Origin of the sequence: Streptomyces sp. NBC_00076, assembly GCF_045041235.1 — a bacterium.
In the GTDB taxonomy this organism is placed as follows: domain Bacteria; phylum Actinomycetota; class Actinomycetes; order Streptomycetales; family Streptomycetaceae; genus Streptomyces.
The window spans coordinates 6,706,928-6,730,354 of the sequence record NZ_CP108242.1 but is presented as its reverse complement, the minus strand read 5'-3'; the positions used below and the strand labels follow the sequence as shown (position 1 = coordinate 6,730,354).

General features: G+C 69.3%; 20 protein-coding genes. 11 read left to right on the top strand and 9 right to left on the bottom strand.

The window, feature by feature from the left end:
• Positions 1 to 83 precede the first annotated feature (83 nt).
• Together OHA64_RS30735 and OHA64_RS30730 are read left to right on the top strand one after the other, a co-directional pair.
• A complete protein-coding gene (locus tag OHA64_RS30735; protein WP_405618539.1) occupies positions 84 to 935 on the top strand; it encodes a helix-turn-helix domain-containing protein in 852 nt (283 codons plus the stop codon).
• Between the two features lie 10 nt (positions 936 to 945).
• A complete protein-coding gene (locus OHA64_RS30730; protein WP_405618537.1) occupies positions 946 to 1,137 on the top strand; it encodes a hypothetical protein in 192 nt (63 codons plus the stop codon).
• 21 nt (positions 1,138 to 1,158) lie between these two features.
• Here OHA64_RS30730 and OHA64_RS30725 read toward each other — a convergent pair whose 3' ends face one another.
• Positions 1,159 to 2,628: an Nramp family divalent metal transporter gene (locus OHA64_RS30725; protein ID WP_405618534.1), complete on the bottom strand. Its 1,470-nt coding sequence runs from the start codon at positions 2,626 to 2,628 to the stop codon at positions 1,159 to 1,161.
• A gap of 351 nt (positions 2,629 to 2,979) precedes the next feature.
• Between OHA64_RS30725 and OHA64_RS30720 the strand changes: the two genes are divergently transcribed.
• Positions 2,980 to 4,329 carry a M14 family metallopeptidase gene (locus OHA64_RS30720; protein ID WP_405618531.1) on the top strand — a complete coding sequence of 450 codons (1,350 nt, stop codon included), beginning with the start codon at positions 2,980 to 2,982 and terminating at the stop codon, positions 4,327 to 4,329.
• Positions 4,330 to 4,532: 203 nt separating this feature from the next.
• Positions 4,533 to 4,913: a VOC family protein gene (locus OHA64_RS30715; RefSeq protein ID WP_405618528.1), complete on the top strand. Its 381-nt coding sequence runs from the start codon at positions 4,533 to 4,535 to the stop codon at positions 4,911 to 4,913.
• 155 nt (positions 4,914 to 5,068) lie between these two features.
• Here OHA64_RS30715 and OHA64_RS30710 read toward each other — a convergent pair whose 3' ends face one another.
• The 5 genes from OHA64_RS30710 to OHA64_RS30690 form a co-directional block, all read right to left on the bottom strand.
• The gene (locus OHA64_RS30710) at positions 5,069 to 5,788 is read right to left on the bottom strand and encodes a hypothetical protein (protein ID WP_405618526.1); all 720 of its coding nucleotides are present in this window, start codon (positions 5,786 to 5,788) and stop codon (positions 5,069 to 5,071) included.
• Between the two features lie 114 nt (positions 5,789 to 5,902).
• Entirely contained in the window at positions 5,903 to 7,381 is a 1,479-nt protein-coding gene (locus OHA64_RS30705; RefSeq protein WP_405618524.1) for a GntP family permease, read from the bottom strand.
• A 149-nt stretch (positions 7,382 to 7,530) separates the two neighbouring features.
• Positions 7,531 to 7,941, bottom strand: coding sequence for a RidA family protein (locus OHA64_RS30700; protein WP_405618522.1), 411 nt, complete (start codon positions 7,939 to 7,941; stop codon positions 7,531 to 7,533).
• Positions 7,938 to 8,702: an IclR family transcriptional regulator gene (locus OHA64_RS30695; protein WP_405618520.1), complete on the bottom strand. Its 765-nt coding sequence runs from the start codon at positions 8,700 to 8,702 to the stop codon at positions 7,938 to 7,940. The genes OHA64_RS30700 and OHA64_RS30695 overlap by 4 nt, the downstream gene beginning before the upstream one ends.
• Positions 8,699 to 9,871, bottom strand: coding sequence for a sugar kinase (locus OHA64_RS30690; protein ID WP_405618518.1), 1,173 nt, complete (start codon positions 9,869 to 9,871; stop codon positions 8,699 to 8,701). Before OHA64_RS30690 ends, OHA64_RS30695 begins: the two co-directional genes overlap by 4 nt.
• A 137-nt stretch (positions 9,872 to 10,008) precedes the next feature.
• On the opposite strand from OHA64_RS30690, the gene OHA64_RS30685 reads away from it, so the two are divergent.
• Together OHA64_RS30685 and OHA64_RS30680 are read left to right on the top strand one after the other, a co-directional pair.
• Positions 10,009 to 11,274 (top strand): amino acid deaminase, encoded by a 1,266-nt coding sequence (locus OHA64_RS30685; protein WP_405618516.1) that lies wholly within the window; start codon positions 10,009 to 10,011, stop codon positions 11,272 to 11,274.
• 20 nt (positions 11,275 to 11,294) lie between these two features.
• On the top strand, positions 11,295 to 12,917 hold the full coding sequence (locus OHA64_RS30680) for an amidohydrolase family protein (protein ID WP_405624187.1): 1,623 nt from the start codon (positions 11,295 to 11,297) through the stop codon (positions 12,915 to 12,917).
• A gap of 53 nt (positions 12,918 to 12,970) precedes the next feature.
• Here OHA64_RS30680 and OHA64_RS30675 read toward each other — a convergent pair whose 3' ends face one another.
• Both OHA64_RS30675 and OHA64_RS30670 read right to left on the bottom strand, forming a co-directional pair.
• Positions 12,971 to 13,816 (bottom strand): serine protease, encoded by an 846-nt coding sequence (locus tag OHA64_RS30675; RefSeq protein WP_405618514.1) that lies wholly within the window; start codon positions 13,814 to 13,816, stop codon positions 12,971 to 12,973.
• A 167-nt stretch (positions 13,817 to 13,983) separates the two neighbouring features.
• Complete coding sequence (locus OHA64_RS30670; protein ID WP_405618512.1) at positions 13,984 to 14,727, bottom strand: hypothetical protein; 744 nt, start codon at positions 14,725 to 14,727, stop codon at positions 13,984 to 13,986.
• Positions 14,728 to 14,853: 126 nt separating this feature from the next.
• Between OHA64_RS30670 and OHA64_RS30665 the strand changes: the two genes are divergently transcribed.
• The 3 genes from OHA64_RS30665 to OHA64_RS30655 all read left to right on the top strand — a co-directional run bounded on the left by OHA64_RS30665 (position 14,854) and on the right by OHA64_RS30655 (position 18,216).
• Positions 14,854 to 16,065, top strand: a complete 1,212-nt coding sequence (locus OHA64_RS30665; protein ID WP_405618510.1) for a pyridoxal phosphate-dependent aminotransferase — start codon at positions 14,854 to 14,856, stop codon at positions 16,063 to 16,065.
• Between the two features lie 99 nt (positions 16,066 to 16,164).
• Positions 16,165 to 16,584, top strand: a complete 420-nt coding sequence (locus OHA64_RS30660) for a hypothetical protein (RefSeq protein ID WP_405618508.1) — start codon at positions 16,165 to 16,167, stop codon at positions 16,582 to 16,584.
• Between the two features lie 360 nt (positions 16,585 to 16,944).
• On the top strand, positions 16,945 to 18,216 hold the full coding sequence (locus OHA64_RS30655) for a glycosyltransferase (protein WP_405618506.1): 1,272 nt from the start codon (positions 16,945 to 16,947) through the stop codon (positions 18,214 to 18,216).
• A 1,559-nt stretch (positions 18,217 to 19,775) separates the two neighbouring features.
• Here OHA64_RS30655 and OHA64_RS30650 read toward each other — a convergent pair.
• Positions 19,776 to 21,608 carry a phosphoenolpyruvate carboxykinase (GTP) gene (locus OHA64_RS30650; protein ID WP_405618504.1) on the bottom strand — a complete coding sequence of 611 codons (1,833 nt, stop codon included), beginning with the start codon at positions 21,606 to 21,608 and terminating at the stop codon, positions 19,776 to 19,778.
• A gap of 341 nt (positions 21,609 to 21,949) precedes the next feature.
• Between OHA64_RS30650 and OHA64_RS30645 the strand changes: the two genes are divergently transcribed.
• Both OHA64_RS30645 and OHA64_RS30640 read left to right on the top strand, forming a co-directional pair.
• Complete coding sequence (locus OHA64_RS30645; protein ID WP_405618502.1) at positions 21,950 to 22,660, top strand: hemolysin III family protein; 711 nt, start codon at positions 21,950 to 21,952, stop codon at positions 22,658 to 22,660.
• Between the two features lie 137 nt (positions 22,661 to 22,797).
• Positions 22,798 to 23,427 carry a TetR/AcrR family transcriptional regulator gene (locus OHA64_RS30640; protein WP_405618500.1) on the top strand — a complete coding sequence of 210 codons (630 nt, stop codon included), beginning with the start codon at positions 22,798 to 22,800 and terminating at the stop codon, positions 23,425 to 23,427.

Here is a 23,427-nt window from a genome sequence, read left to right as displayed (position 1 = left end):
GAGCATAAGGGGGTTATGTTGCCCTCGCTTCGGGAGAACACAAGCACCACATAGAGTGGCGCTGGCTTCGAGGAAGGAGCGGCATGGCCGCGAGGACGTCTCCGACCGAGCGTCAGAAGAGGCTCGGCGCGGAGGTACGACGGATGCGCACCGCCGCCGGTATGACCGGGGAGTACGCAGCCGGACTCCTTGGCGTGGATCGGGGCAAGATCTCCAACATCGAGTCAGGCACCCGGGCCATCAGCGCCGAGCGGCTGCGCACCCTCGCCTGCAACTGCGACTGTGACGACGACGCTTACGTCGATGCTCTGGTCGAGATGGCCCAGCCGGGCGAGCGGGGCTGGTGGGAGAAGTACCGGGGCAGTCTTCCAGCCGGGCTGCTCGACATTGCCGAGTTGGAGCATCACGCTGTGCGGCTACGCAGCGTGCACCTGATCCACATGCCGGGCCTTCTGCAGTCCAGCGATCACGCCCGGGCTGTTTTCAAGGCCGGATTGCCGCCCTTGCCCGAGCACGAGGTCGCTCTGCGGCTCGCCCATCGCCTGGAGCGTCAGCGGATCCTGGAGCGCGAGGACCCCACCGAGTACGTCGGGATAGTCCACGAGGCGGCTCTGCGGATGCAGTTCGGCGGGCGCAAGGTGGCCCGGGCGCAACTGGAGTATCTGTTCGGCACGCTGGAGTGGCCGCACGTGACGCTGCGCGTCATCCCCTTCGATGCGGGTTCGTTCCCTGGCGCGGGACAGACCGTCGTCTATATGGAGGGGCCTGTGCCGCAGCTCGACACCGTGCAGATCGACAGCGCCCACGGCCCGGAATTCCTGGACCAGGAAGCCCAGTTGTCCAAGTACCGAGCCCAGCTCGATTGGATGGAGCGCCACGCCTTGTCACCCACGGAGTCGTACGCCTTCATCCAGGACATCGCCACCCGACTCTGAGGAGACAACCATGCCCGACATTGCATGGGAAGAACCGTTCTGCGCCGAGGGATCCGCCTGCTTCCGCCTCGGCACCGACCCCACCGGCAACGCCTACATCGCAATAGCCGGTGCCGAGGACACCTACCTCACCGACACCCGTGAAGCGCTCCGCTCGCTCATCCTCGAGATCAAGGCGGGCAAGGCCGACCACCTACTCTGAGCGTCACCGGGCCGGACGTGATCAGAAGAAGTCCGCCCACGGCTGGTCCCAGATCTGCTTCACGCACAGGATCAGGAACAGCAGGCCCGCGATCGCCAGCATGGAGTTGCTGAGCCAACCGTTGCGCCATTCGCGGGGGGTGCGGGAGGAGTTCAGGAGCCACATCAGCGTGCCGGCCAGGAAGGGGAGGAACGCGGCGCCCAGGACGCCGTAGAGGATGATCAGGCGGAACGGCTGGCCCTGGAAGAGCAGGATGATCGGGGGGAAGGTCAGCCAGAGCAGGTACGCGCGGAAGGGCCAGGACTTCTCCCGGCCGCCCGACGCGATCGCCTCGCCCGACGCCGCACCCGCATCCGCATCCGCGCCCGCACCCGCACCCGCACTCGATGTCGCACCCTCACCGAACGCCGCACCCTCGCCCGCGCCGGCACCAGCACCGGCGCCAGCACCCGCACCCGCACCCGCCGTCCCCTTCTCGGCTCGCGCCGCCCCCGCATCCGTCCGGTACCGCGACACGAAGTCCGCGAACATCAGGCTCACGCCGTGCCAGACGCCGATCAGGGAGGTGAAGGACGTGGCGAAGAAGCCGATCAGGAAGAACTTGGCCGTCGCCGTGCCGTACTTGTCCTCCAGGATGTCGCTCAGCTGGATCAGGCCCTTGTCGCCACTGGCGATCGCCACGTTCGCGGAGTGGAGCAGTTCCGCGCCCACGAAGAGCATGGACACGACGAAGATGCCCGTCGTGGCGTAGGCGACGCGGTTGTCCAGCCGCATGACCTTCATCCAGCCGGTGTTGGTCCAGCCCTTGGCGTTGACCCAGTAGCCGTACGCGGCCAGCGTGATCGTGCCGCCGACGCCGCCGATCAGGCCGAGGGTGTTGAGGATCGAGTCCTTCTCGTCGGGCAGGACGGGGAGCAGGCCCGCGAAGGCGTCGGCCAGGTTCGGGGTGACCCTGATCGCCAGGTAGACCGTGACGACGAACATGACGCCCACCAGGACGGTCATGACCTTCTCGAAGACCTCGTACTTGTTGAACCAGACGAAGACCAGGCCGACCAGACCGCACAGGACGGCCCACGACTTGAGGTCCATCACGTCGGGGAACAGGGCCTGCAGGGGCAGCGCGCTCGACGACATCGCGGCCGCGCCGTAGACGAAGCCCCAGATCACGACGTAGATGACGAAGAACCAGGTGGTCCAACGGCCCAGGCTCGCCCAGCCGTCGAAGAGGGTGCTGCCGGTGGACAGGTGCCAGCGGCCCGCCGCCTCCGCGAGGGAGATCTTGACCAGGCAGCCGATGATGGCGGCCCACAGGAGGGTGTAGCCGAAGTTGCTGCCCGCGATGAGCGTGGCGACGAGGTCACCGGCGCCGACGCCGGTCGCCGCGACCACGATTCCGGGGCCGATGTACTTCCAACTGGACTTCCGGGGTGTCGAGGTGGCCGCCGCCCCTGTGGCCGCGTTGTCCTTGCTGTCTGTGGTGTCCGCCATGACGATCAAGAAAGCGTAAAGCGGACGATGAGGCAAGGGGGCGTGCGGTGAAGGAAGGGGGGAGCGCCGGGGTCACCCATCCGCACGGCAACCTGCGCGGACCCTCGCCAATGGCCCCTGCGCGTCACACACTTCGCGCCATCGCGTCCTTATTTCCTCTTGACCTGCTCATGCCACAAGCAGACGATGAGCGGCACACCCGCACCAGGTCGCACCAGGGCGCACTGGGCCCGCCGGCAACGCCCCACCCGCCGACCGGCCCGCACCACCGTCGCCGAACCACCCCCCGCTCCACTCCCCCACTTCCGGAGATCCCGGAAACCCGGAGAACCGGAGAACCTAGGAGACTTCATGCGACTCCGTGTACGAGGCTCGGGCGCGCGCTCCGGCAGACGGCGCGCCGCCGTCGCCGCCGTCGCCTGCATCGCGGCGCTCGCCCTCGCGGCCCCGCTCTCCGCGAACGCCGACAGCGCACAGAAGGCTGCCGCGTCCGCCGACGACATCCGGCAGTACGAGGTGCACATGCGCTCGGACTCCACGTCCCGCACGGCGCTCCAGCGGGCCGGGGTGACGGTGGACGACGCCGACGACCACTCGGTGTTCGTCTCCGGCCGCGCGGACCAGGCCACCAAGCTGAGGCAACTCGGCTACGAGGTCACGCCGATGGGCGCGGCGCCGGACCGGTCGAACGGCGAGGACGACGTACGGCTCCTCGACTTCCCCTCGGCCGACTCGCGCTACCACAACTACGCCGAGACGAACGCGGAGATCAACACACGGCTCGCGGCGTACCCGAACATCATGAGCAAGCGCGTGATCGGGAAGTCGTACCAGGGCCGGGACATCATCGCCATCAAGATCAGCGACAACGTGGCGACGGACGAGGCCGAACCCGAGGTGCTGTTCACGCACCACCAGCACGCCCGTGAGCATCTGACGGTGGAGATGGCGCTGTACCTGCTCCGCGAGCTGGGCGCCGGCTACGGCTCCGACTCCCGGATCACCAGCATGGTGAACAACCGTGAGATCTGGATCGTGCCCGACCTCAACCCGGACGGCGGCGAGTACGACATCGCGACCGGCTCCTACCGCTCATGGCGCAAGAACCGGCAGCCCAACAGCGGTTCCTCGTACGTCGGTACGGACCTCAACCGCAACTGGAACTACCGCTGGGGCTGCTGCGGCGGCTCCTCGGGCTCGACGTCCTCGGAGACCTACCGGGGCAGTTCCGCCGAGTCCGCGACCGAGGTCAAGGTGGTCGCCGACTTCGTGCGGAGCCGGGTCGTCGGCGGCAAGCAGCAGATCACGGCGGGCGTCGACTTCCACACGTACAGCGAGTTGGTGCTGTGGCCCTTCGGGTACACCACCGCGGACACGGCTACGGGCATGACTGCGGACGACCGGAACGCCTTCGCCACGATCGGCCGGAAGATGGCCGCGAGCAACGGCTACACGCCCGAGCAGTCGAGCGACCTGTACATCACGGACGGGTCGATCGACGACTACCTCTGGGGTACGCACAAGATCTTCAGCTACACCTTCGAGATGTACCCGTCGTCCAGCTCCGGCGGCGGCTTCTACCCGCCCGACGAGGTCATCGAGCGGGAGACCGCGCGCAACCGGGACGCGGTGCTCCAGCTGCTGGAGAACGCGGACTGCGTGTACCGGTCCATCGGCAAGGAGGCGCAGTACTGCGCCTAGCCAGGTCGTAACTCGACGTCAACTTCCCTCATGCATGGCCAACGGCCTTTCCCAGCCGTCCAGTTGGCCGGACAGGGGCGTCGGGAAATCGTTGGCCCGTGCTCGCCTCCTCGGGTACGGTCGCGGGGTTGTTTTCACTGCTGGGAGTCCATGGAGTCCGCGTGTGGTCTCCCGGCGGTTCCGAGGCTGAGAGCAGGTTTCTTATGGCATGTCGTATCAGTGAGCTCGTGCTCGGTTGCCGCGACCCCGAGGTGCTGGCGCGGTTCTGGTGCGAGGTCCTGGACTTCGTCGTGCTCGACCGCGAGGACGACGGCACGCTGGAGATCGGGCCGCGCGAAGGGTTCGGTGGTCCGCAGCCGACGATCATCCTCAGTCGCAGGGATGAGCCGGAGAAGGGGAAGTCCCGGCTGCACATCGACGTCAACGCCACCGACCGCGATCAGGACGCCGAGCTCGAACGGCTTCTGAAGCTCGGTGCGCGCCCGGCCGACATCGGCCAGACAGGGGATGAGCAGTGGCATGTCCTGACCGACCCCGAGGGCAATGAGTTCTGCCTGCTCAAGGCCCGCCTCAACCCGCTCTGACGCTCATCGGGCCCGCCCTGCACACGTAGTGCACCTGGGCGCAGGCGAGGTCGGGGTCGGTCCTGATCGGGACCGACCCCGGTGCCGTCACGCCGGCGCTGTCACGCCGGTGACGCTCGCCGACGCCGAGTACGGGTACCTGTACAGGTAGTCAGTCAGTCGGCGTCCTTCTCGTCGGACGCCTCCGCCTCGGGCTTCACGGTCTTGGACTTCGCCGCCTTGGCGTTCCCTGGCTTGGTCTCTCCGGCCTTGGGTTCCTCGGCGACCTCGGCGCCCTCCGCGACCTCCGCGACCTCGTCCTCGTCCGCGCTCTCCTCGTCGCCGTCCTCGAAGTACGCGTCGAGAACCGCGTCCAACTGCTCGTCCCACTCCGTGAAACGAGTCCTGGACGTGGCCTCGATCTCGATCGGGTACCAACGGCGGTCGGGGGTGTGCACGGTGATCGTGAGCCGCTTGCCGAAGCGGGGGACCTCCGTCTCGACGGCGCCGATCTCGTCCCAGCGGAACTCGCACTCCTGGTCGTCCAGGGTGAGCCGGACGCCCTTGTGGTCGGCGAAGATCTTCGCGCGGCGGTCGGACGCCTCGAAGACGGGCCCGTCGGGTTCCTCGTCGGCGTCGGGTTCCGCCACGGAGTCACCGGCGGCGCCCGAGGCTTCCGGAGCACCCGAGCGATCAGAGGCGTCCGACGCGACCTCCTCGGACTCGGAGTCGGAGTCGGACTCGGAACCGGCCTCGTCCGAGACCGCCTCCTCCGGCTCCTCCGACTTGGCGTCCGCCGGTTCGCCGGACACGGGTGAGGTGAGCCCGGGGATGAAAGCCGGGTCGAATCCGGCGCCTTCCAGGGGCTGGCTGCTCGAACCTATGCGCTGCTCCACAGCGGGCAGTATGGTCGACGATCCTGTGTCGGGCACAGCCAGCCCCCAGTTTGTTATCAGACGCCTACATGCGGCTACACGACCACATGGGGCCACACGAGCAGACACATCGGGCTACACGAACAGGCTCAGCACCGCTGCCACCACGAACCCCGCCACCGACAGCACCGACTCCAGCACGGTCCATGTCTTGAGCGTGTCCCGCTCGCTGATGCCGAAGTACTTCGCCACCATCCAGAAGCCGCCGTCGTTGACGTGCGACCCGAAGATGGAGCCGGCGGAGATGGCCATGATGACGAGGGCGACGAAAGCCTGGGAATGATGGCCCTCGGCCAGCAGAGGCGCCACGATGCCCGCCGTCGTGACGATCGCGACCGTCGCCGAGCCCTGCGCGACCCGCAGGACGACCGAGATCAGGTACGCCAGCACGAGCACCGGCAGACCGACGTCGTTGAAGGTGTCGGAGAGGGCCTGGGCGACACCGCTGGCCTTGAGGATCGCGCCGAAGATCCCGCCCGCGCCGACCACCAGCAGGATGTTGCCGACCGGCTTCAACGAGGCCGTGGACACGGTCTCCAGGGACTTGCGGGACCAGCCGCGGCGGATGCCCAGCAGGTAGTAGGCGAGGAGCAGGGCGATCGTCAGGGCGACGAAGGGATGGCCGAAGAACTCGATCACCGAGCGGCCCGTCGAGGGGTCCAGGGCGATGGACGAGAAGGTGGCCGCGAGGATCAGGATCAGCGGCGTACCGATGATGCCGAGGACCGTGCCCAGCGGCACCGGCTGCTCGCGCGGGGCGACGCCCTGCTCGCGCTGCTCGTCGATCACCGCCTGCTTGGCCTCCGCAGCGGCCTCCACCATGTCCTGCGGTACGGCGACGAAGATGCGGCGGCCGATCCACGCCGAGAAGGCCCAGGCGGCCAGCACGGCCGGGATGCCGCAGATGACGCCCATCAGGATGACCCAGCCGAGGTCGACGTGCAGGAGACCCGCCGCCGCGACCGGGCCGGGGTGCGGGGGCAGGAACGCGTGGGTCATCGACAGGCCGGCCAGCAGGGGCAGGCAGTACAGCAGGATCGATTTGCCGGAGCGCTTGGCGGCCGCGTAGACGATCGGCGCGAGGACGAAGATGCCGACGTCGAAGAAGACCGGGATGCCGAAGATGAGGCCGGTCATGCCCATCGCGAGCGGGGCGCGCTTCTCCCCGAACAGGTTCAGCAACCGGGACGCCAACACCTCGGCCCCGCCGCTGACTTCGAGGATCGCGCCGAGCATGGCGCCCAGGCCGATGATGATGGCGACATGACCGAGGATGCCGCCCATGCCGGACTCGATGGTGGACACCGCGTCCGATCGCTGGACGGTGCCGAAGAGTTCGGTGACCGACAGACCGGCCAGCAGGCCGACGGCTATGGAGACCGCGAGCAGCGCGACGAACGGCTGGAGTCTCGTCTTGATGATGAGGAACAGCAGGAGCGCTATGCCGATGGCGGCGACGGTCAGGAGGCCGGCCGTGCCGTCGATGAGAAGGAGCAGGCCGCCGGTGTGAGGTGGGGCTTCGGGGGCCGTGGCGGCCGCGAGCGGAAGGGACATTGGGGGGTCCTCTGCGTAAGAACATGGAGCTTTCGGGCAGGGGGGATCGCGGCACGGCACCCCGCGAGGTGCCGTGCCGTGTCGTGTACGTCGTGCGGGAGTTGCGGGAGTTACGGGAGTTGCGGGAGTCGAGGGGCCGTCAGCCGGGCTCAGCCCAGGACGGCGAGCGCGTCGATCTCGATGAGGAGCCCGGCGGGGAGGCCGACGTAGACCGTCGTACGGGCGGCCGGGGGCGCGGTGAGGCCCTGCTCCTCGAAGTAGGCGTTGTAGATGCCGTTCATCTCGGCGAAGTGGTCGACGTCCGTGAGGTAGACGCGGATCATCATCGCGTCGTCCCAGCTCGCGCCGCCCTCCTCCAGGATCGCCTTGACGTTGGCGAGGGTCTGGAGGGTCTGCTCGCGCAGGGTCGGACCGGCCGGCGTGGGCGGCTTGCCCTCCTCGGCGGGCAGGAAGCCGACCTGGCCGGCGACCTGGAGGATGTTGCCCTTCTTCACGCCGTGCGAGAACTTCGCGGGCGGGGTGGTGTGGGTCGTGGGGGTGAGCGCGATCTTCTCGGTCATGAGGTGGCTTCCTTGACGGGGGTCCTGCCGGAGTACTCGCCGCTGATGGCGTCCGCCGTACGGCGCACCAGCGGGAGCAGGGTGAGGAGTTCGTCGGCGGTGACGACGACGTTCGGCGCGGAGACCGACATCGCGGCGACCACGCGGCCGTCGGCGCCGCGGATGGGCGCCGCGACGCAGTTGATGGACTCCTCGTGGCCGCCGAGGTCGGTGGCCCAGCCCTGTTCGCGCACCTTCTCCAACTCGCGTACGAAAGCGGTGGCGTTGGGTGTCGAACGGGACGTGTACAAGGGGTAGTCGAGCTTCTCCGCGATGACGCGGCGCTCGGCTTCGGGAAGGTCGGCGAGGAGCAGTTTCGCCACGGCCGCGACGGTGATGGCGACCGGTTTGCCGATCCGCGAGTACATGCGCACCGGGTAGCGGCTCTCCACCTTGTCGATGTAGAGGACCTCGTCCTCCTCGTAGACGGCCAGGTGGACGGTGTGGCCGCACTGTTCGTTGAGGCTCGCGAGGTGGGGGTGGGCGATCTCGCGGATGTCGAGGTTCTCCATCGCCTCCTGGGCGAGGGCGATCAGGCGGGCGCCGAGGCGGTAGCGCTGGTCGGACTGGCGGTAGACCATGCCGTGTTCGTGCAGGGTGCGCAGGAGGCGCAGCGCGGTGGACTTGTGCACGCCGAGGCGCTCGGCGACCTGGCCCAGGTCGGCGGGGCCCTCGGCGAGCAGCGGCAGGATGCTCAGCGCGCGGTCGACGGTCTGGCTCATGGCGTACGTACCTCCTCCTCGGCCCGCTTTGCGGCCTGTGTCCAGCCGGGGCCGAGTCGAAGTGTCCCCCACACGTCGTCGTCCAGGGCGACCAGTCGGTCGGCGTGGTCACGGGCGGGGGGCGGGGCGAGGTCCCCGGGGGCGGTGAGGGCGGCGGCGGCCCAGAGGTGACCGTGCCGGAGTCGGTCTCGCAGGGGGAGACCGCGCAGGGTGCCGGAGAGGAAACCCGCGGCGAAGGCATCGCCCGCGCCGACGGCCGCGACGACGTCCACGTGGGGGGCCGGGGCGTGGGTGGCGGTGCCGTCGGTGTCCTTGCCTAGGCCTCGGTCGAGGTCCCGGTCGACGCCGTACTCGGCCCCCTGGTCGAAGCCCCTGTCGACGCCCTTGCCGAAGCCCTGGTCGATGTCCTCGCCGATGTCCTCGCCGGCGCCCCGGTCGAAGGCGACCGCTCCGCCTCCCCCCTGCTTGACGACCAGGATGTCCGGTTCGGGCAGGGCGGCCGCGAGGGCTCGTGTTCCGCGCACGCCCCAGGCGTCCCGTGCCTCGTCGGCCCCGACGAAGACGATGTCGGCCCGGCGGGCCAGGTCGAGCAGGACGCGGGGGCCGTCGGTGTCGCGCCACAGTCCCGGGCGGAAGTTGACGTCGAAGGAGACGAGCGGCCGGTTCGGCCGGGGCGCGGTCAGCTCCCACAGGAGGGCGAGGCAGTCGTCGGACAGGGCGGCCGTGATCCCGGAGAGGTGGAGTATCCGCCCCGCCCGCACCGCCGTCAGATCCACGTTGCCCGGGGCCATCACCGAGGCCGCCGAGCCCGCCCGGTAGTACGCCACCTCGTGCGCGTCCGTCGCCCGGTCCCCCGCCGTGCGGAAGTACACGCCCGTCGGACGGGCCGGGTCCCGACGTACGGCGGACACGTCGACGCCGTATCCCCCGACCGTCTCCACGAGGTGGTCGCCGAACCCGTCGGCCCCGACCCTGCTGACCCACTTCACGGCGTGGCCGGCGGCAGCCAGCGCGCACGCCACGTTCGACTCCGCGCCCCCGATCCCCCGGTCGAAGGAGGGAACATCGGCGAGGCGGCCCGGCCGGGAGGGAAGGAAGGTGACCATGGACTCGCCGAGCGCGACGACGTCCACGACGTCGGGGGCGTTGCACGGTCCGCTCGTGGTCACGATCGTCGTAGCTCCTCGGCAGGTTGCGGGTGACGGCGGCTCCGTTGACCCCGTGTCGCCCGAGATGTTAGACAGCGGTACGCGATATACGCAATGAGTGTTGCACATCATGCAATCGAGCTGATCAGGGAGGCTCCATGGCCATCGAAGCGCTCGCCGGCCTGGCGGCGGAACGGGTGGATCACCGCTTCAAGGGCCTCCCTCCTGACGCCGACGGCCTGACCGTCGGAGAGCTGGCCGCCCAGCGCCGCAACCTCTTCACCGACGGTTTCGCCACTCCCGTGCTGGCCCTGTCCGCCGAGCGCCTCGCGCACAACCTGCGGCTCATGGAGGCGTACGCGACCCGGCACGGCCTCGCCTTCGCCCCGCACGGCAAGACCTCCATGGCACCGCAGCTCTTCCAGCGGCAGATCGACCACGGGGCGTGGGGCGTCACGCTCGCGGTTCCGCATCAGGTCCGGGTGGCCCACGCCTTCGGGTTCCGGCGGATCTTCCTCGCCAACGAACTGGTCGACCCGGCCGCCCTGCGCTGGATCTCCGGCCGGCTCGACGCCGACGACGACTTCCGGCTCGTCTGCTACGTCGACTCCGTGCGCGGGGTCGAGCTGATGGACGCGGCCCTGCGCGGCGCCCGCCGCCCCCTGGACGTCGTCGTCGAGCTCGCCGCCGGCGAGGGCGCCCGCACCGGCGTCCGTACGGAGGCTGAGTGCGCGGCGGTCGCGGACGCGGTGGCGGGGACGGCGACGCTACGGCTCGTGGGCGTCGCCGGTTACGAGGGCGAGGTGCCGGGGGCCACCCCGGAGCGGGTGCACGCGTGGCTGCGCCGGCTGGTGGCGCTCGCCGTCGACTTCGACAAGGCGGGGCGGTTCACCGGCGCGGAGGAGATCGTGGTCAGCGCGGGCGGGAGCGCCTGGTTCGACGCGGTGGCCGACGTCTTCGCCGAGATCCCCGACCTGTCCGCGCCCGTGCTGAAGCTGCTGCGCTCGGGCGCCTACGTCTCGCACGACGACGGCCACTACCGCAAGATCACGCCCTTCAACCGGGTCCCGGAGGAGGGCGCCCTGGAGCCCGCGTTCCGGCTCTGGACGCAGGTGGTGTCCCGGCCGTCCGCCGAGCAGGCGTTCCTGAACGCGGGCAAGCGGGACGCGGCCTACGACCTCGACCTGCCCTTCGCCCAGGTGGTCCGCCGGGACGGCGCCGAGCGCCCGGCCACCGGAATCGAGGTGACCGCACTGTCCGACCAGCACGCCTGGCTGCGCACGGCCCCCGAGGCGGACCTCGCCGTCGGGGACTGGGTCGGCCTGGGCCTGTCCCACCCGTGCACGTCCTTCGACAAGTGGCAGCTGATCCCGGTCGCGGAGGCGGACGGCACGGTGGTCGACTACATCCGTACGTTCTTCTAGGGAGGCGGGACGTGACAGAGCTGGCAGAGCTCGTCATCCGGGACGCGGACGTGGTCGACGGCTCGGGCGGCGCCTCGTACCGCGCCGACGTGGCGATCGACCGCGGCCGGATCGTGTCGATCGTCCAGGAGGCCGCGGCGGCGGGCTGCCAACGCCCCAAGGCCCGCCGGGAACTGGACGCCGAGGGCCTCGTCCTGTCCCCCGGCTTCATCGACATGCACGCCCACAGCGACCTGGCGCTCCTGCGCGACCCCGACCACAGCGCCAAGGCCGCGCAGGGCGTCACGCTCGAGGTCCTCGGCCAGGACGGGCTGTCGTACGCGCCGGTCGACGACCGTACGCTCGCCGAGGTCCGCCGTGCGATCACCGGCTGGAACGGCGACGGGGACGACATCGACTTCGACTGGCGGTCGGTGGGCGAGTACCTCGACCGGCTCGACTTCGGTTTCGACGGGCGGGGCATCGCGGTGAACGCCGCCTATCTCGTCCCCCAGGGCACGGTCCGCGCGCTCGCCGTCGGCTGGGAGGACCGCGAGGCGACGCCGCAGGAGCTGGACCGGATGCGGCAGTTGGTCGCCGACGGCCTGGAGCAGGGCGCGGTCGGCATGTCCTCGGGCCTCACCTACACCCCCGGCATGTACGCCAAGGACGCCGAACTGACCGAGCTGTGCCGGGTGGTGGCGTCGTACGGCGGCTACTACTGCCCCCACCACCGCTCCTACGGCGCCGGGGCGCTGGAGGCGTACGAGGAGATGGTGGCCCTCACCCGCGAGGCGGGCTGCGCGCTGCATCTCGCGCACGCCACCATGAACTTCGGCGTCAACAAGGGCCGCGCGCCGGAGCTGCTGTCCCTCCTGGACGACGCGCTCGCCGCCGGAGCCGACATCAGCCTCGACACGTACCCCTACACGCCCGGCTCCACCACGCTGGCCGCCCTGCTGCCCAGTTGGGCGAGCGAGGGCGGCCCGGAGGAGGTCCTGAGGCGGCTGGCGGACCGGGAGACGGCGGAACGCATCCGGCACCACCTGGAGGTGGTCGGCGCGGACGGCTGTCACGGGGTGCCCGTCGAGTGGGACACGATCGAGATCTCCGGCGTGACCGACCCCGGGCTCGGGGACTTCGTCGGCCGTACCGTCCAGGACTCCGCCGACCTGCGCGGCGAGGCCCCCTGGGTGACCGCCCGCCGGCTCCTCCTCGACGACCGGCTCGGCTCGACGATCCTCCAGCACGTCGGTCACGAGGACAACGTGCGGGCGATCATGCGGCACCCCGTCCACACCGGCGGCTCGGACGGCATCCTCCAGGGCGCCAAGCCGCACCCGCGCGCGTACGGCACCTTCCCCCGGTATCTCGGCCGGTACGTACGGGAGTTGGGGGTGCTGTCCCTGGAGGAGTGCGTCGCCCGTCTCACCGCACGCCCGGCGGCCCGGCTGCGGCTGCCGGACCGCGGGCTGGTCCGCGAGGGCTACCGGGCGGACCTGGTGCTGTTCGACCCGGCCACGGTGGCGGCGGGGTCGAGCTTCGAGAACCCGCGGGTGCTGCCGACGGGCATCCCGTACGTCCTGATCGACGGCCGTTTCGTGATCGAGGACGGCCGTCGGACGGACGTACTGGCGGGGCGGTCGGTGCGGAGGACGCAGTAGGGATATACGGGTCTACGGGTCCACGCGCCTGCGCGTCAACGCCGTTGTCGGCCCTACGGCTTGGGCAGGGTGCAGCCGCTCCTGCTCAGGTCGAGCTTGTTGTCGAGGCCGAAGCAGGCCGGGATCTGGTAGGTCTCCTGGGCGTAGTTGATGCCCTTGCGGACGGTGACCGTGCCGTTCTCCGCGACCTCGCAGGGGTTGTTGTCGGTGCAGCGGGCGCCGTCCTCGTTGCCGGTGTTGTTGACGGCGACGACCTTGCCGGTGGCGTTGTCGATGACGGGCGAGCCCGAGGTCCCGCCGATGGTCTGGCAGGCGGAGGTGTAGCGGACCGAGTCCTTCCAGGTCCACTCCCCCTCCTTGAGGCGGTAGGCGAAGCCGTCGACGTTGCAGGCGTACGTCCGCTTCCAGTAGCCGGAGACGACCGTGATGGCGGTACCGGCGGTCGGGCGCGTGTTGTTCAGGGTGAGCGCGGTGATGCCGTACGAGCTCTTGATCTGCGCGTACGTGGTGGTGAGCTGGTACAGCGAGACGTCCGTGTCGGTCATCGTCGCGTACGCGATCTTGCTGGCGCGCAGGGTGCCGAGTCGCGAGCCGGCGGAGTTGAGCAGGCCGAAGGTACGGGTGGAGGCCTGGTCGACGATGACCTCGCCGGCCGCCGGGAACCCGGTCTCCAGGCAGTGACCGTTCGACATCACCATCGCCGGGTCGTCGTCCTCCGAACCCGGGAAGCGGACGACCGAACCGGAACAGTTGCTGAGCGAGACGGTGCCGGCGAAGGTGACGGCCTGGACCGCGGGAGCAGCGGTGTCCTTGGCCGGCGCGGGCGCCGCGACCGCCGGTGCGGCGCCGGCCCCGGCGATCACCAGGGCGAAGAGCGCCGCGACGAGAGGCTTTCTCATGTGGGGGTCCCCTCTGCATGACGAGGGTGACCGGAGATCTTCCGGTCACCCGCAGTTTTGTCATGCGCATTGTGATTGGAGGGGTACGCGAGGACAAGGGAGTGTTTTCGGCCTGGGGCAGAGTCCGACGAGGTCGTCGAGGCCGAAAAGCGCCCCCTGCTTCGCCGCTACTTGGGCCCTTTCGTGCTTCTCGCCCCGTGACCCTTGCCGTCGGAGTTGCCGGGGGCCGAGCCGCCCGACGCCGAGCCGCCCGTGGAGGTGGCCGTGGGGCTGGTGGCGGTGGCCGGGTCCGTGGACGGCGTGGCCGAGGGCTCTCGGGACTTCTCCTCGCCCGACGAGGCGCTCTTCGAGGCGCCCGGGCCGCCCGACGCCACACCGCCCGGCCCCGCGGTGTACGGGGAACCGGAAGACGCCGAACCCTCTGATGGCGACGACCCCGCCGAGCCGGTGGACGCGTCCGGCGCCGACTTCGTGCCCTCCTTGCCCCGCTGTCCGTCCGAGGAGGATCCCGTGATCGAGAGCCCGGCGATCAGCGCGGCCAGGGACACCGCGCCGACCGCCCCGGCGGCGACCACCAGGCGGCGCGACCGCCACCGGCTCGGCTTCCGCCGCGACCGCCGCCCCTGGCCGGCACCGTGGGCCGGCACGAGCTCGGCGCCGACCACCGGCCCGCCGACCGGCACCGGCCCGGCATCGGCCACCGGGGGCAGCTCCGCCGTCTCGTCGTACGCGTTCTGCCAGCCGTGCGCGGCGGCCGGGTCGACGTACGCCTCATACGGGGGCGTGGACTCGGGCAGCGGGAGGTACACGTTCGGCGCATCCCGCGGAGCGCCGTCCGCATCCGTGCCTTGGGCGCCGGCCGTGCCGTCGGCGCCGTACGCCCCGTTGTCGTACTGAGGTGGCCTGGACATGGGCGCACAGTGTAGGGACGGGAGATTTCCATGGGACAGCCGTCGGCGGTATCCGCACAAACCATCGCGTCTCACGTGGCGGAAAACACGACCCGCGGAGCGTTACCGGGCCGTAAGCTCCCAGACATGCAGGTGATCCAGTCGACCAAGCTCGCCAACGTCTGTTACGAGATCCGGGGCCCGGTTCTCGAGGAGGCGATGCGCCTGGAAGCGGCAGGGCACCGCATCCTCAAGCTGAACACCGGCAACCCGGCCGCGTTCGGCTTCGACTGCCCGCCCGAGATCCTGGAGGACATCCTCCGCAACGTCTCGTCGGCGCACGGCTACGGCGACGCGAAAGGCCTGCTGGCGGCGCGCCGCGCGGTCGTCATGCACAACCAGACCCTCGGCATCGAGACCGACGTCGAGCACGTCTACATCGGCAACGGCGTCTCCGAGCTGATCGTGATGGCGATGCAGGGACTGCTGGACGACGGGGACGAGGTCCTCGTCCCGGCGCCCGACTATCCGCTGTGGACCGCCGCCGTCTCCCTCTCCGGCGGCACGGCCGTGCACTACCGCTGCGACGAGCAGGCCGACTGGATGCCGGACCTCGCCGACATCGAGCGGAAGGTCAGCGACCGCACCAAGGCGATCGTCATCATCAACCCGAACAACCCGACGGGCGCGGTGTACGACGAGGCGATGCTGCGCGGGCTGACCGACATCGCCCGCCGGCACAACCTGCTGGTCTGCTCGGACGAGATCTACGACAAGATCCTCTACGACGAGGCCACGCACACGCCGACCGCCTCGGTCGCCCCCGACCTGCTGACCCTCACCTTCAACGGGATGTCCAAGGCGTACCGGGTGGCCGGCTACCGGGTCGGCTGGATGTCGATCTCCGGGCCGCGCGCGCACGCCGACTCCTACATCGAGGGCCTGACGATCCTGGCGAACATGCGCCTGTGCGCGAACATGCCGGGCCAGCACGGCGTGGTCGCCGCGCTCAGCGGGCGCCAGACCATCAACGACCTGGTACTGCCGGGCGGGCGACTGCGGGAGCAGCGGGACGTGGCGTACGAGCTGCTGACCCAGATCCCGGGGGTGAGCTGCGTGAAGCCGAAGGGGGCGCTGTACCTCTTCCCGCGTCTCGACCCCAACGTCTTCAAGATCAAGGACGACCGGCAGATGGTCCTCGACCTGCTCCGACAGGAGAAGATCATGGTCGTCCAGGGCAGCGGCTTCAACTGGCCCGAACCGGACCACTTCCGGGTGGTGACCCTGCCGTCGGTCGGTGACCTGCGCTCGGCGATCACCCGGATCGGCAACTTCCTGGACGGTTACGGCCAGCCGTGACGGCGCCCCGTGGCGACAGCGGCCGATCTCTATAGAGTTTTCAACTTTAGACGAAATCTAAGCTAGGATGGCTTCCTGACAGCTTCAGGAGGCCATCCCATGTACGAACCGATCCGCACCAAGTCGGTCCACAGCGCGATGGCCGGCAGTGCCTCCGACTTCCCGCACCGTTCCCGTGAGGAAGAGCTGGACATCCAGCTCGCGGGGCATCTCGCCGCGCTGCTCGCCGTCACGGACGAACTGCGCGCGGCGGCGCCCTCCGACGACCTGGACACCGCGGCCGACCGGCTCGCCGGTCAGGTGGCCCGGCTCCGCGGCGGCCGTACGCCGGCCCGCGCGTCGGTGCCCGTCGACCACGCCCCGCGCCCGACCGCCCTGCACCGGCGGGCACACGCGCTCGCGGGCCGGGCCCTGGTGGTGGCGGCCTCCCGCGCCGACACGGCGGCCGCGATCCTCGCCGCCGAGCGGATGGACGCGCACACGGCGGCCCTGGAGCCACTTGAGGTGGCGTCCGCCTGAGCCCCGGAGGGGCTCCCCTGCGGCGCCGGTCCGCGTGCATCCGAAGCGACGCGCGGACCGGCTGCCATGTTTGTCAGAGGTTGTCAGAGTTTGCCGGAGGTTCTCCCCGCGTACATTCGGGTGGACTGCGCTCCCACGTACCCGCCACGCGGCGGCACCGTCGGCATGGCCTCGTAACGTCGCTGGAAATGACACTCGTCCACGAGATGTGACTAGTGGGACCTTGGCGACTGTTGGTGCGCTCACCGGTGCGGCTGCGGTTTCCACTTCACAGGCGGCCAGGGCACATCTGCACCAAATGCCGGACCATTCCGGGATTCCCTGAGCCTCTCACCCGAATCGAGACAGCAGGGAGCATCAGTGACGTCGACCGCGACACCCAGGTTCTCCGTCTTCACCCCCAGCCACCGGCCCCGTTTCCTCGATGAGTGCCTGGCGACCCTGCAGGCGCAGACCTGTCCGGACTGGGAGTGGATCGTCGTGCTCAACAACGGCGCCCGGTGGCGGCCGGAGCGCCCCGACGAGAGAGTCCGGGTGCAGATCGATGACGACGCCGTCGGCGTCGGAGCGGCGAAACGCAGAGCCTGTGAACTGGCGCGCGGCGAGATCCTCGTGGAACTCGACCACGACGACCTGCTGGCGAAGTCGTGTCTGGCGGAACTCGGCAAGGCCTTCGACGAGCAGCCCGACGCCGTTTTCGTCTACAGCAACACCGCGCAGATCACCGAGGACGGCAAGCGGGACGACAGCCGTTTCAACGAGACGCACGGCTGGCACTACGAGGACGTGCGCGTCGACGGACGCAAACTGCTCCAGGTCAGGTCCATGGCTCCGACTCCGCACAACGTCGCCTACATCTGGTACGCGCCCAACCACGTGCGGGCGTTCCGCAAGAACGCCTACGACAAGGCCGGGGGGTACGACGCGACCCGCACGGTCCTGGACGACCAGGACCTGATGTGCCGTCTGTACCACGTCGGCGACTTCCACCACATCCCCCGCTGTCTGTACCTCCAGCGGATGCACCCCGCCAACACCCAGCGCGACCCGGAGACCAACGCACACATCCAGCGCGAGACGGTCGCCCTCTACGACAAGTACGTCGAGGCCAACGCCCTCGCCTGGGCCTACCGGAAGGGACTCGTCGCGCTGGACCTCGGCGCGGCCCACCGGAAGCCTCCGGGCTACCTCGGCGTGGACCAGCACCCCGGAGAGGGTGTCGACATCGTCGCGACCCTGCCCGGGCTGGACCTTCCCGACGGCTCCGTCGGCCTGATCCGGGCGGTGGACTTCCTCGAGCACGTCCCCTCGAAGGTGCCCCTGATCAACGAGCTGTACCGGCTGCTGGCGCCCGGCGGCATGCTCCTCAGCATGACGCCCAGCTCCGACGGCCGAGGTGCCTACCAGGACCCGACGCACGTCGCCTTCTACAACGAGAACTCGTTCTGGTACTACACGGACAACCAGTACCGCACTTTCGTGCCCGAGATCGAAGCGAGGTTCCAGAGTTCACGGCTGGTCACCTTCTTCCCGACCGAGTGGCACTCCCAGAACAACATCTCCTACGTGATCGCCAACCTCATCGCGATCAAGGACGGCGCAGAGCGGTGCGGCGGGCCGCTGCTCGTCTAGGTGCAGCGACCCGCAGCGGGTCGATTCGACGTGTCACCACGCGAACGGTGCCCCCGAGGCCGAAGCCTCGGGGGCACCACTCACAGCGGAGTTACGGCACCAATGCACAAACCACGTAGGCGGTGACGGGGGTGACCCCGAGGAGGCCCACGCCCTGCCACCCGTTGGGAGGCGTGACGTTGGAACCGCCGACCGGGAAGCTCCCGGCGAGGGCGCCCAAGACGCCCAGAGCTCCGCCGCCGGTGGCGACGTCGTTGTCCAAGCAGCTGGCAGTCGCGACTCCGGTACCGCCGGCGGTGACGACGTAGGAACTGCCGAGCGTGCCCTGGGCACCCGTGGCGCCCTGAGTACCCGTAGCGCCCTGAGTACCCGTGGCACCCTGAGTACCCGTAGCGCCCTGAGTACCCGTAGCGCCCTGAGTACCCGTGGCACCCTGAGTACCCGTGGCACCCTGAGTACCCGTAGCGCCCTGAGTACCCGTAGCGCCCTGAGTACCCGTAGCGCCCTGAGTACCCGTGGCACCCTGAGTACCCGTGGCACCCTGAGTACCCGTGGCACCCTGAGTACCCGTGGCACCCTGAGTACCCGTAGCGCCCTGAGTACCCGTAGCGCCCTGAGTACCCGTAGCGCCCTGAGTACCCGTAGCGCCCTGAGTACCCGTAGCGCCCTGAGTACCCGTAGCGCCCTGAGTACCCGTGGCACCCTGCGGGCCCTGCGGGCCCTGCTTGCCCGGCTTGCCCTGGGGGCCCTGCTTGCCCGGCTTGCCCTGGGGACCGCGGTCGTGGTCTCCGTCGCCATAGCCTCCCTGGCCATACTCCCGGTCGCCGCCTGCACGCACCGTCGCGCGCCCCTCGGCTCCGGCCCTGCGGATCGCGTCGGCGATGGCGCCGGTGGGGTGGTTGTTCGCACGCAGGTGTGTCATGGCACGGTCGGAGCCGGACGCCTGCATCGCGTCGGCGACAGCCACCGTGCTCGGGACGACGCTGAGCGCCACGGCGACCGCGCCCACCGACACCATCGTTGCGGATCTCAGGCGCGAGTTTCGAATCGTTCTACGGTTCAAGAGAACCTTCCTCACGGAAGAGGGACCAGACAGCAAGCGCGCTTAGTGCGCTTTTTCGCTTGCTCGCCTCATCCCCTACGGATACAGACGAGGCAGGTATTCCCACTTCATGAAAGAATGATTATCTGTCCACCCGTTCCGTGGGTGAGGATCACCCGGGCGGCGTCGATAACTTTGGCGCCCATTCGTCACACCGCCAAAAGGGTGACATTGACCGAATGGCCGACCTCTCGGAAATGACTCACAAGCCTTCTGTGGAATGCGGTGCTCGGCTTCGGCGAATCGGTCTCGTCCCCCGTGAAAAGGGACCGGGCACAGGAAAAGGCCTGCCGTCGTCCTACCCGTCGGGGCGGACGGGTAGGACGACGGCAGGCCCAAGGCTCCGCACGCCGTAGTGCGCGGCTTCGCCGGTCTGTGGTGCTCTCACCGCGGCCGGCCGTGACGATATTGCTGGTCAGGGCGCGATCGGAGCCGGCCGCGGCGTCTCGGGGGGACTTCAGTCCAGGCGCTTGACCAGCGCGTGGTACTCGTTCCACAGCTCCTTGGGCGTGTGGTCGCCGAAGGTGTTGAGGTGGTCGGGGACCAGGGCGGCCTCCTCCCGCCAGACCTCCTTGTCGACCGTGAGGAGGAAGTCGAGGTCCTTGTCGTCCAGTTCGAGACCGTTGGTGTCGAGGGCCTCCTTGGTCGGCAGGATGCCGATCGGGGTCTCGACGCCCTCGGCCTTGCCCTCCAGGCGCTCCACGATCCACTTCAGGACACGGGAGTTCTCGCCGAATCCGGGCCACACGAACTTGCCTTCGTCGTTCTTGCGGAACCAGTTGACGTAGTAGATCTTCGGGAGCTTCGCCGGGTCCTTGTCCTTCGCCACGTCGACCCAGTGGCCCATGTAGTCGCCCATGTTGTAGCCGCAGAACGGCAGCATGGCGAAGGGGTCGCGGCGCAGCTCTCCGACCTTGCCCTCGGCGGCGGCGGTCTTCTCGGAGGCCACGTTGGCGCCCAGGAAGACGCCGTGGTTCCAGTCGAAGGACTCCGTCACCAGCGGGACGGCGCTGGCGCGGCGCCCGCCGAAGAGGATCGCCGAGATCGGCACGCCCCTGGGGTCCTCCCACTCGGGCGCGATGATCGGGCACTGGGCGGCGGGGGTGGTGAAGCGGGCGTTGGGGTGGGCGGCCGGGGTCGCCGAATCCGGCGTCCAGTCGTTGCCCTTCCAGTCCGTCAGGTGGGCCGGAGTCTCCTCCGTCATGCCCTCCCACCAGATGTCGTTGTCGTCGGTGAGGGCGACGTTGGTGAAGACGGAGTTGCCCCACAGCGTCTTCATCGCGTTGGCGTTGGTGTGCTCACCGGTGCCGGGCGCGACGCCGAAGAAACCGGCCTCGGGGTTGATGGCGTACAGGCGGCCGTCCTCGCCGAAGCGCATCCAGGCTATGTCGTCGCCGATCGTCTCGACCGTCCAGCCGGAGATGGTGGGCTCCAGCATGGCGAGGTTGGTCTTCCCGCAGGCGCTCGGGAAGGCGGCGGCGACGTACTTGGACTCGCCCTGCGGGGGCGTCAGCTTGAGGATGAGCATGTGCTCGGCCAGCCAGCCCTCGTCGCGGGCCATGACGGAGGCGATGCGCAGGGCGTAGCACTTCTTGCCCAGCAGGGCGTTGCCGCCGTAGCCGGAGCCGTAGGACCAGATCTCGCGGGACTCCGGGAAGTGCGAGATGTACTTGGTGCTGTTGCACGGCCACGGGACGTCCTGCTCGCCCTCCGCCAGCGGGGCGCCGAGGGTGTGGACGGCCTTCACGAAGAAGCCGTCGGAACCCAGCTCGTCCAGGACCGGCTGTCCCATGCGGGTCATGGTGCGCATGGACACGGCGACGTAGGCGGAGTCGGTGATCTCGACGCCGATCGCGGAGAGTTCGGAGCCGAGGGGGCCCATGCAGAACGGGACGACGTACATCGTCCGGCCCTTCATCGAGCCGCGGAAGACTCCACCCTCGCCGCCCTCGCCCTGGAAGATCTCGCGCATCTCCGCGGGAGCCTTCCAGTGGTTGGTGGGGCCGGCGTCCTCCTCCTTCTCCGCACAGATGAAGGTGCGGTCCTCGACCCGGGCGACATCGGTCGGGTCGGAAGCCGCGTAGTAGGAGTTCGGGCGCTTGATCGGGTCGAGCCGTTTGAATGTTCCCTTGGCCACGAGCTCCTCGCACAGTCGCTCGTACTCGGCCTCTGAGCCGTCACACCAGACCACGCTGTCCGGCTGCGTCAGTTCTGCGATCTCGTTCACCCACGAGATCAGTTCCTTGTGGGTGGTGGGGATGACGGGGAGAGCCGCGATGTCACGCGCCACGATCGCTCCTAAAATGAGGGATTTTGTCCTTGCCGCCCCGTGGGGGCCTCGACCCGGATGCTTCGCAGCGTCGATTCCCTCTGGCGCTCATCCGGTGCCGACCGCACTCATTTGATCATCCGACGAGACCGCCCATCTGTCCATAGGAGCGCCCAGGTGAGCAGAGTGAGGATCGCCACGTGTAGAGCCGCCGCTTTGCGTCCACATGGGATTCAGGTGGCCGTTCCATGGAAGGACGCCCGCAGGACACCTGTACGAGCACGTGAGACGATGGCCACTCTTTGACGCCCGACGGGTCACACCGATCCGTTACTTACGGTTCCGTAGATACGATGCCCCGTATGACTGCGTCCGCCCCCGACGCGCCCACGGACGACCCGGCCGCCGTCGGCCGTGGTCCCGTCGCGCTCGCCCTGCCGCATCCGGTCAAGCCCAAACTCCGCGGCTGGTTGCACCTCGGAATGTTTCCGGCCGTACTCATCGCGGGCCTGGTGCTCACCGCCCTCGCCGACACCACCAGAGCCCGCCTGGCCTGCGGAATCTTCGCCCTGACCGCCTGCCTGCTGTTCGGCGTCAGCGCTCTCTACCACCGGGGCGACTGGAGCCCGCGCATGGACGGGATCCTGCGACGGCTGGACCACGCCAACATCTTCCTGATCATCGCCGGCACCTACACCCCGCTGACGATGCTGCTTCTGCCGGGCGCCAAGGGGCAGTGGCTGCTGTGGAGCATCTGGGGGGCGGCCGCGGCGGGCATCGTCTTCCGCGTCTTCTGGGTCGGCGCCCCACGCTGGCTCTACACGCCCTGCTACATCGCGATGGGCTGGGCGGCCGTCTTCTTCCTGCCCGACTTCATGCGCACCGGCGGCATCACCGTCCTCGTGCTGGTGATCGTGGGCGGCCTGCTCTACAGCGCGGGCGGAGTGATCTACGGCATCAAGCGCCCGAACCCGTCACCGCGCTGGTTCGGCTTCCACGAGGTGTTCCACTCCCTCACGCTGGCGGCGTTCATCGCGCACTACGTCGGGATCTCGCTGGTCGCGTACCAGTAACCACTCCCACGGGAGACGACGGCCACGGCTTTCGAGCCGTGGCCGTTTCTTGCGTCCCTCGCAGCACTGGTCGCGAGCAGGACGGCGAGGGACGCGGACATGGCTGCCGCGCAGGTCGATGCCCGACAATGAGCGCCATGACGCCCGTACGAACCCCTCCCCCCACCGACCGCCCCCAACTGGGACTTCGTGAGCGGAAGAAGATCAAGACCCGGAGGGCGATCCGCGGCGCCACCTACGCGCTGATCGAGGAGCAGGGGTACGACGCCACGACGATCGAGCAGATCGCCGAGCGCGCCGAGGTGTCGCCGTCCACGGTCTTCCGCTACTTCCCCGTCAAGGAGGACATCGTCCTCACGGACGAGTACGGCCCGATGCTCCTGGAGGAACTGCGGGCCCGGCCGGCCGACGAGCCGTGGCCCGACTCCCTGCGGTACGTCATGCGCAGGGCCGTCGGCCTCGGAGCGGACGAGGAACCGGAGATCACCCGGCTGCGGTCGCGACTGATGGCCGAGGTGCCCGCGGTGCGTTCCCGGATGATGGAGAGCATGTCGGTCACCGGCAGGCAGCTCGCCTCGTCCGTCGCGGCGCGCACCGGCCGCGCGGAGGACGGCCTGGAGGTGCGGGTCTACACGATGTCCCTGATCGGCGGACTCGCGGAGGTCTCCCAGTACTGGGCCGAGAACGGCTTCCGCGACGACCCGCGCGAGCTTGTGGACCGCGCCCTGGACGTCGTGGAACACGGCCTCACCCGGGAAAACCCCTGA